The sequence below is a fragment of the Streptococcus oralis genome (assembly GCF_001578945.1).
Classification (GTDB): Bacteria; Bacillota; Bacilli; order Lactobacillales; family Streptococcaceae; genus Streptococcus; species Streptococcus oralis_Q.
In genome coordinates this window covers 4,517-10,684 of the sequence record NZ_KQ969550.1, presented here as the reverse complement: position 1 = coordinate 10,684, position 6,168 = coordinate 4,517, and the positions used below count along the sequence as shown (strand labels likewise).

Sequence of the window (6,168 nt, the reverse complement as noted above, 5' to 3'; positions counted from 1 at the left end):
GTGGGAATCCGTTTCAGAATCTCTTTCCTTGAGTGAGGTGATTTCTCATCTACTTTCTGAGTCCGAGTCGTTAAGTTTGAGCGAAGTCCTCTATCTCAGCGAGTCCGAATCCTTAAGTCAAAGCCAACAAATATCTGAATCCTTAAGTCAAAGTCAGAGTGTAGCTGATTCGGTGAGTTTAAGGAAAGCATCCCTATCACAATCCTATAGTATGTTAGAATCAGAATTTGGTTCCTATAGACAGAGTGTGGCGGAAACAGAAGTATTCGCGCATGACTTGCATACTTCGGAACGTCTGTATAAGAGCCTTTCTGAACTAGATATGAGTCTTCTAGCTCATCAGCAAAAGGCGCAAGAAATGGAGACATCTGAAATTTCTGAAGAACGATTGTCCCAAGAGCATATTGTTGAGGAGAAACAGGGGTATAAAAATAGAGAAGGGTTGATAATGGATGTAAATTTTCAGGACTCTCTTAGTCATCTGTCTCACTATTCAGAATCAAATGGTACACATTTAAGGATGACAGAACGTCAACTCTATCACTTACTCAAACCAGGTTCGCAGCCCCTAGCACGTGACTTAAAAAATGTTGCAAGTGAATTGTCTAGTTTGGCTGCTATTACTCAAAAAGAGGAAGATGGGAAATCATCCTAAAAATATCAGGACTTGTAATCACTAAATAGAAACAATAAAAATCAAAAGGAGTCACTATGATTAGAAATATGATGTCAAATAGTAACAAAGGTTTGGGTACTACAGATGTACTACCAGTTGACCAATATCGGATAGAAGTCTTGAATGGGGCAGTCGACTACAAAAAAGTACCATTAGGATCCTATGATATTCTAGGAAGGTTCGCTTCAGTAGATCAGAGAGATTATACAGAAGAATTGAACTTGATTCAGTCAATGGGTTTTAATGCCTACAGAATCTCAATCTCTTGGGCACGCATCTTTCCAAATGGTGAAGAATTGCAGCCGAGTGAAGAAGGGCTGAAATATTATGAAGCAATCATCGATGACGTATTAGAAAAAGATATTGAACCGATTGTAACCTTGAGTCACTTTGACCTTCCACTGAATCTATATGAAAAATATGGCGCTTGGAAAAATCGCAAGATGATCGAACTCTTTGAGCGTTACGCAGAAGCTGTTTTTCAGTATTTTAAAGACAAAGTGAAATATTGGATTACCTTCAATGAGTTTAACGTTTTGCACCATTTGCCGTTCCTTGGTGGGGGATTGTCTTTTGGAGCAGATGACAATCAAGAACAGGTGATTTGGCAAGCAGCTCATTATCAATTAGTTGCTTCGGCACGTGCAATCAAGCTCGGAAAAACAATCAATCCAGAGTTTCAGTTTGGTGGGATGATGGTTATTAGTAAAAACTATAGTCAGCAAACTGAAAATGCTATTGATGTAATGGAAGCAGAAGTCAAAGATAGGGAAAATTATTTATTTACAGATGTGCAGGTTCGTGGATACTACCCAAATCACTTTTTACGTCGTTTGGAACGTGATCAAATCGCCTTGGATATTGAAAACGATGACCTCTTTGTCCTAAGAGATGGGAAAATTGACTTTGTCAGCTTCAGTTATTATGCATCAAGCAATTCCCAAGAAGTTTTTATCAACAAATATGCAAGTAATGGTCAAAATCAAAATCGCATTGATTCTGTGGGACTTCGTCTCGTGATGAACAATCTTTACGATCGTTACCAAAAACCACTCTTTGTCGTGGAAGATGATGTAGTCTTGGATGATTCAAACAGTATAGCAACCGAAGAACTAAAAACCAACATCCAAGAAATTGTGAAAACGGTTGAGTATGACGGTGTGGAATTACTGGGCTATACACCGCTTACGTGGACGGAATTAAATTTTTAAAACAGGAAGTAATGACACGACCACTTTTTGGTCTAGATGTAGCATTCGTATTTTTACTTTTGAAAGAGCCTGGGACAAAAGTCTCACCTTAAATATAAAAAGCGAACAAAGATAGTTTTCTGACAATCAGAATTTTTTCTTGTTCGCTTTTTTAATTTCATTTACCAAGTCTAAGAATTTATCGTATAGAATTCCTAAAGTCAAAATTTTTTTGTCCCAGACATTTTTTAGAAATGGATGAGTTTCGAGATAAGTTCGTGTTTTGCTTAGTAGCTATTCAGAATATTTCCGCTGTTTGAGGCTTAGAAAAGAATGGCAATTTACACTATTTTGTGCTACAATGGAAATAGTAGTATAAAACAGAATAAGTAAGGAATAGAGGGAGCAAAATGAAATTGAAGAAAACATTGTTCGGTAACTACCGTGCTAGGGAAGTCGAAGATTATATCGAAGCATTGGAGGAAGGGTTCGATCATGAAATTCAAAAGAAGAATGAAAAAATTAAATCCCTGCGTGAAAAAATTGACTCTATGAAGAATCAAGAAAAAGAGATAGGCGAAGCAGTCATTTATGCCAAATCTCTTGTCATTGAAGCGCATGACAGAGCTGAAAAAGAAGCCAAAGAGGTTTTGGAAAAGGCACAAAAAGACTATTTGGATACGAGGGAATCTATTCTCGAAGAAATCGACACTCTGACCAAAAAACGGGCGGAAGCTGAGAAATTGTACAATTTACAAAAAGAAAAAATCAAAAATATTATCAATCAAATTGATGACTTTTTAGAACTGGATGATATTGATAGCAAGCCAAAAGACATCAAAAAAATTCAGGAATTACGTCAAGAACTTGATAGACCAGAAGAAGTTGCTAAGGAGAAAGAAGAGGTGGTGCCTGAGAGAGAGAAAGTCCATCTCGATCAACCACTTGCAAAAACAGGAACAGATAGTACCATCTCTGTCAGCTACATCACTTCACGTCGCGCAAAACCTAAAAAGAAAGACGAAGATAAGTTAGATGATGATAAAGGCAAGAGAATCAAACGTCTTTCGAGAATTAAACGAGATAACTTTTTGTAAGAGGATAATCAAATATGACAATTTATAACATCAATTTAGGGATTGGCTGGGCGAGCAGTGGTGTAGAGTATGCACAGATCTACCGTGCAAAATTGCTTCGTAGTGTTGGCTTAGAAGCAAAGTTCATCTTTATGGATTTTATATCTGCTGATAATATTGAACATTTGACAAAGAATATCGGCTTTGAAGATTCTGAGGTTATCTGGCTTTATCAGCATTTTACAGATGTCAAAATTGCACCGACGACCTATACGTTAGCGCAGGTCTTAGCGAGTTTCGATAAAGAGCCTCTCGAAATTATTCGCGACACCGATATGAAGACGATTCGACTAGTATTTGGTGATGGTGATTTTGTAACTTGTTATGCCTGTGATATGGATAAAGAGTTGATTGAACGCGCCGAAATTGTCTCACGTGGCTGTTTGATTCAGAAAGAGTACTACACTTATACGAAGAATTTTGTCGAGTATTTTAGTCCGATGGATGGTCGTGCGCGATTATATCAACGTATCTGGCTCAATGAAGATGGCAGTGTGGCTTATGAAGAAATCATCAATGAAGTCGATGGTAAACAGGAAACGCAAGTCTATCGTTTCCCAAATCATGTTTTCTATTCTAAGCAAGAGTTTGTCGCGCATTTTATGAGAAGTTTGTCTCTGACGGACAAAGATTTATTGATCTTAGACCGAGAGACAGATATTGGTCAAGCTATCTTTGCTAATAAGGGCGCTGCGAAGCTAGTCGTAATCGTTCATGCAGACCACTTTAGTGAAAATCCTGCTGAGAAAGACTATATTTTATGGAATAACTATTATGAGTATCAGTTCGAATATGCTGACGAAGTGGACTATATCATTAACTCGACCGATGCGCAAACGAACCTACTCAAAGAACAATTCGCTCAATATACAACCATCAAACCAAAGGAAATCTTGACTATTCCGGTGGGAAGTTTGGATCAATTGCGTCATCCAGAAGGAGAGCGTAAGCCGTTTGGATTGATTACAGCTTCGCGCTTGGCCAGTGAAAAGCATATTGATTGGTTGATTCACTCCGTAGTAAAGGCACACGAGAAACTACCTGAAATCACCTTTGATATCTATGGTACGGGTGGTGAAGAAGGCATGCTTCGACAGTTGATTACGGACTTGCAGGCAGAAGGGTATATCCGTCTGATGGGGCATCACCGCATGACAGATATTTATCAGAGATACTCTGCCTACTTGTCCGCCTCCACAAGTGAAGGTTTTGGTCTGACACTGCTAGAAGCGGTTGGCTCTGGTTTGCCGATTATTGGTTTTGATGTGCGCTATGGAAATCCAACTTTTATCCGTGATGGAGAAAACGGCTACTTGATCCCTGAGGCGCGTCCAGATGATCTGGATGCGATGACAACGGAATACGCAGAAAAGATTGTCCAGCTATTTACTCAACATTCCCAAGAAGATCTATCCCGTGTATCCTACGAGGTGGCAGAACCATATCTTGATGAACATATCGCTCAGCGTTGGTACGATCTTGTTCAATCTGCGCAACATCAGTAGAGATTTGAAAAGAAAGGCATAAACACTATGATTTGTTTATTTGAACGCTATGATCAAGCGAGTTTTGATTTGTTACGTTCACTTAAGGCGACTGGGCTAGATTGTCCTGTTGTCGTTATCCGAGACGATGGCTACCTCGCACCTGATGTCGAGTCGCCTTACAGTTACTTTACTGGAGATGTTGCTTCAGAGGACGATTTACCTCTTTATTTTAACCTTGTTCCAAAGCCTCATTTGTGGGAAATTCGCTCGAGCAATGTCAATGGTGAAATCCTGGATATGGGTAAGAAACGTGCTAATATCTTCTACCGCCAACCAACACACGAACGTCGCGTGCGTGCAGTCGAGTGGTTGGACGAGCAGGGACGTGTACGTGCTGCGGATATTTACAATCGCAAGGGACGTCTCTTTGCACAGATTTCCTATGATGATACCCAACGTCCGACTCATACACGTTACTTTGATCAGGATAATGTGACCGTGATCATGGAAAATCACCTGACAGAGGATATTGTCTTAACTCTGGATGGAAAACGCCATATTTTCAACTCTAAGCAAGAATTTGTAATTTTTTATCTGCGATATCGTGGGTATGATACAGAACGCATTATCTATAATTCTCTAGCAACACCATTTTTAGTAGCTGTTGGTTTGACTCCGAAAGAGGGGAGAGCAGAGGATATTCTCTTCTGGCAGGAACCAATTGGAGATGAGTTGCCAGGTAATATGAAGGCAGCGATGCAGTTACCTCATCGCAACATCCGCATCGCGGTGCAGGATAAGCAAGTTTATGATAAAATTCTTGAGCTTGCAACACCGAAAGAAAAGAGTTACTTCCGCAATGTTGGCTATCTCTATCAGTATCATCGTCTCAATAATATGAATCCAGAAGCCTTGATCTTGACGAACAGTGACCAAATCGAGCAAATTGAGTCACTTTTGGTTCAATTACCAAATGTTCATTTCCACATTGGAGCAATTACTGAGATGTCAAGTCGCTTGATGGAGTTGAATCGCTATCCGAATATTTCCCTCTATCCAAATATTCGTCCAGCCAAGGTTAATGAACTCTTCGACCGTTGTGACTTGTATCTGGATATCAATATCAGTGATGAAATTCTCAATGGCAGCCGAACCGCTTTTGAGAACAATATGCTGATTCTCAGTTTCGAGACGACTTGCCACAATCGTCGTTTCGTTGCAGAAAGTCATATCTATCCAGTGGAGAATGTGTCAGCCATGGTAGGTAAGATTCAGGGAGTTCTCTCTCTTCCATCTGAGATGGAGACTGCTCTTGCTAAACAAAAACAGGCGGCCAATCAGGCTGATTTGGAAGCCTACAAGGCAATTTTATGAGTTAATCAGACGAGGACTTGCTTTCGATGAAAGCAAGTTCCTTTCTATCAATAGAAAAGGAGGAGCGTATGTCAGACAAGGATAATGGAATTTTACAAGAGCATATACGAGAACAGTTGGATAATCGAAAGAAACCTCTAAAAAGGGAGAAGCAAGATTTTAGCTTGATTGCCGTTTTGGGGGGAATTCTCTTTCTCATCACACTTTTAGTCACGCTACTCATGCAGTTGGGACATTTTCTTTAGAATTCTTTTTGGATGGGTAAGTTTGGATGGGTAAGGCCGATCTTGACGATTTAGCCCTTT

General features: G+C 39.7%; 5 protein-coding genes and 1 pseudogene. All 6 read left to right on the top strand.

Annotated elements, in window-relative coordinates; genetic code table 11:
* Nucleotides 1-655 (top strand): annotated as a pseudogene (locus SORDD16_RS00035) (hypothetical protein); the annotation flags it as partial.
* 56 nt (nt 656-711) lie between these two features.
* A complete protein-coding gene (locus tag SORDD16_RS00030) occupies nt 712-1,887 on the top strand; it encodes a family 1 glycosylhydrolase (RefSeq protein WP_061451852.1) in 1,176 nt (391 codons plus the stop codon).
* A 389-nt stretch (nt 1,888-2,276) separates the two neighbouring features.
* Nucleotides 2,277-2,963: a hypothetical protein gene (locus tag SORDD16_RS00025; RefSeq protein ID WP_061451851.1), complete on the top strand. Its 687-nt coding sequence runs from the start codon at nt 2,277-2,279 to the stop codon at nt 2,961-2,963.
* A gap of 14 nt (nt 2,964-2,977) precedes the next feature.
* Nucleotides 2,978-4,507, top strand: a complete 1,530-nt coding sequence (gene gtfA / locus SORDD16_RS00020) for an accessory Sec system glycosyltransferase GtfA (protein WP_061451850.1) — start codon at nt 2,978-2,980, stop codon at nt 4,505-4,507.
* A gap of 27 nt (nt 4,508-4,534) precedes the next feature.
* Nucleotides 4,535-5,863: an accessory Sec system glycosylation chaperone GtfB gene (gene gtfB, locus SORDD16_RS00015; protein ID WP_061451849.1), complete on the top strand. Its 1,329-nt coding sequence runs from the start codon at nt 4,535-4,537 to the stop codon at nt 5,861-5,863.
* A 68-nt stretch (nt 5,864-5,931) separates the two neighbouring features.
* Nucleotides 5,932-6,108 (top strand): hypothetical protein, encoded by a 177-nt coding sequence (locus tag SORDD16_RS00010; RefSeq protein ID WP_061451848.1) that lies wholly within the window; start codon nt 5,932-5,934, stop codon nt 6,106-6,108.
* Nucleotides 6,109-6,168 lie beyond the last annotated feature (60 nt).

Coding starts and splice junctions, on each gene's coding strand:
- SORDD16_RS00030 (WP_061451852.1), top strand. CDS start 712: ATGATTAGAAATATGATGTCAAATAGTAACAAAGGTTTGGGTACTACA.
- SORDD16_RS00025 (WP_061451851.1), top strand. CDS start 2,277: ATGAAATTGAAGAAAACATTGTTCGGTAACTACCGTGCTAGGGAAGTC.
- gtfA (WP_061451850.1), top strand. CDS start 2,978: ATGACAATTTATAACATCAATTTAGGGATTGGCTGGGCGAGCAGTGGT.
- gtfB (WP_061451849.1), top strand. CDS start 4,535: ATGATTTGTTTATTTGAACGCTATGATCAAGCGAGTTTTGATTTGTTA.
- SORDD16_RS00010 (WP_061451848.1), top strand. CDS start 5,932: ATGTCAGACAAGGATAATGGAATTTTACAAGAGCATATACGAGAACAG.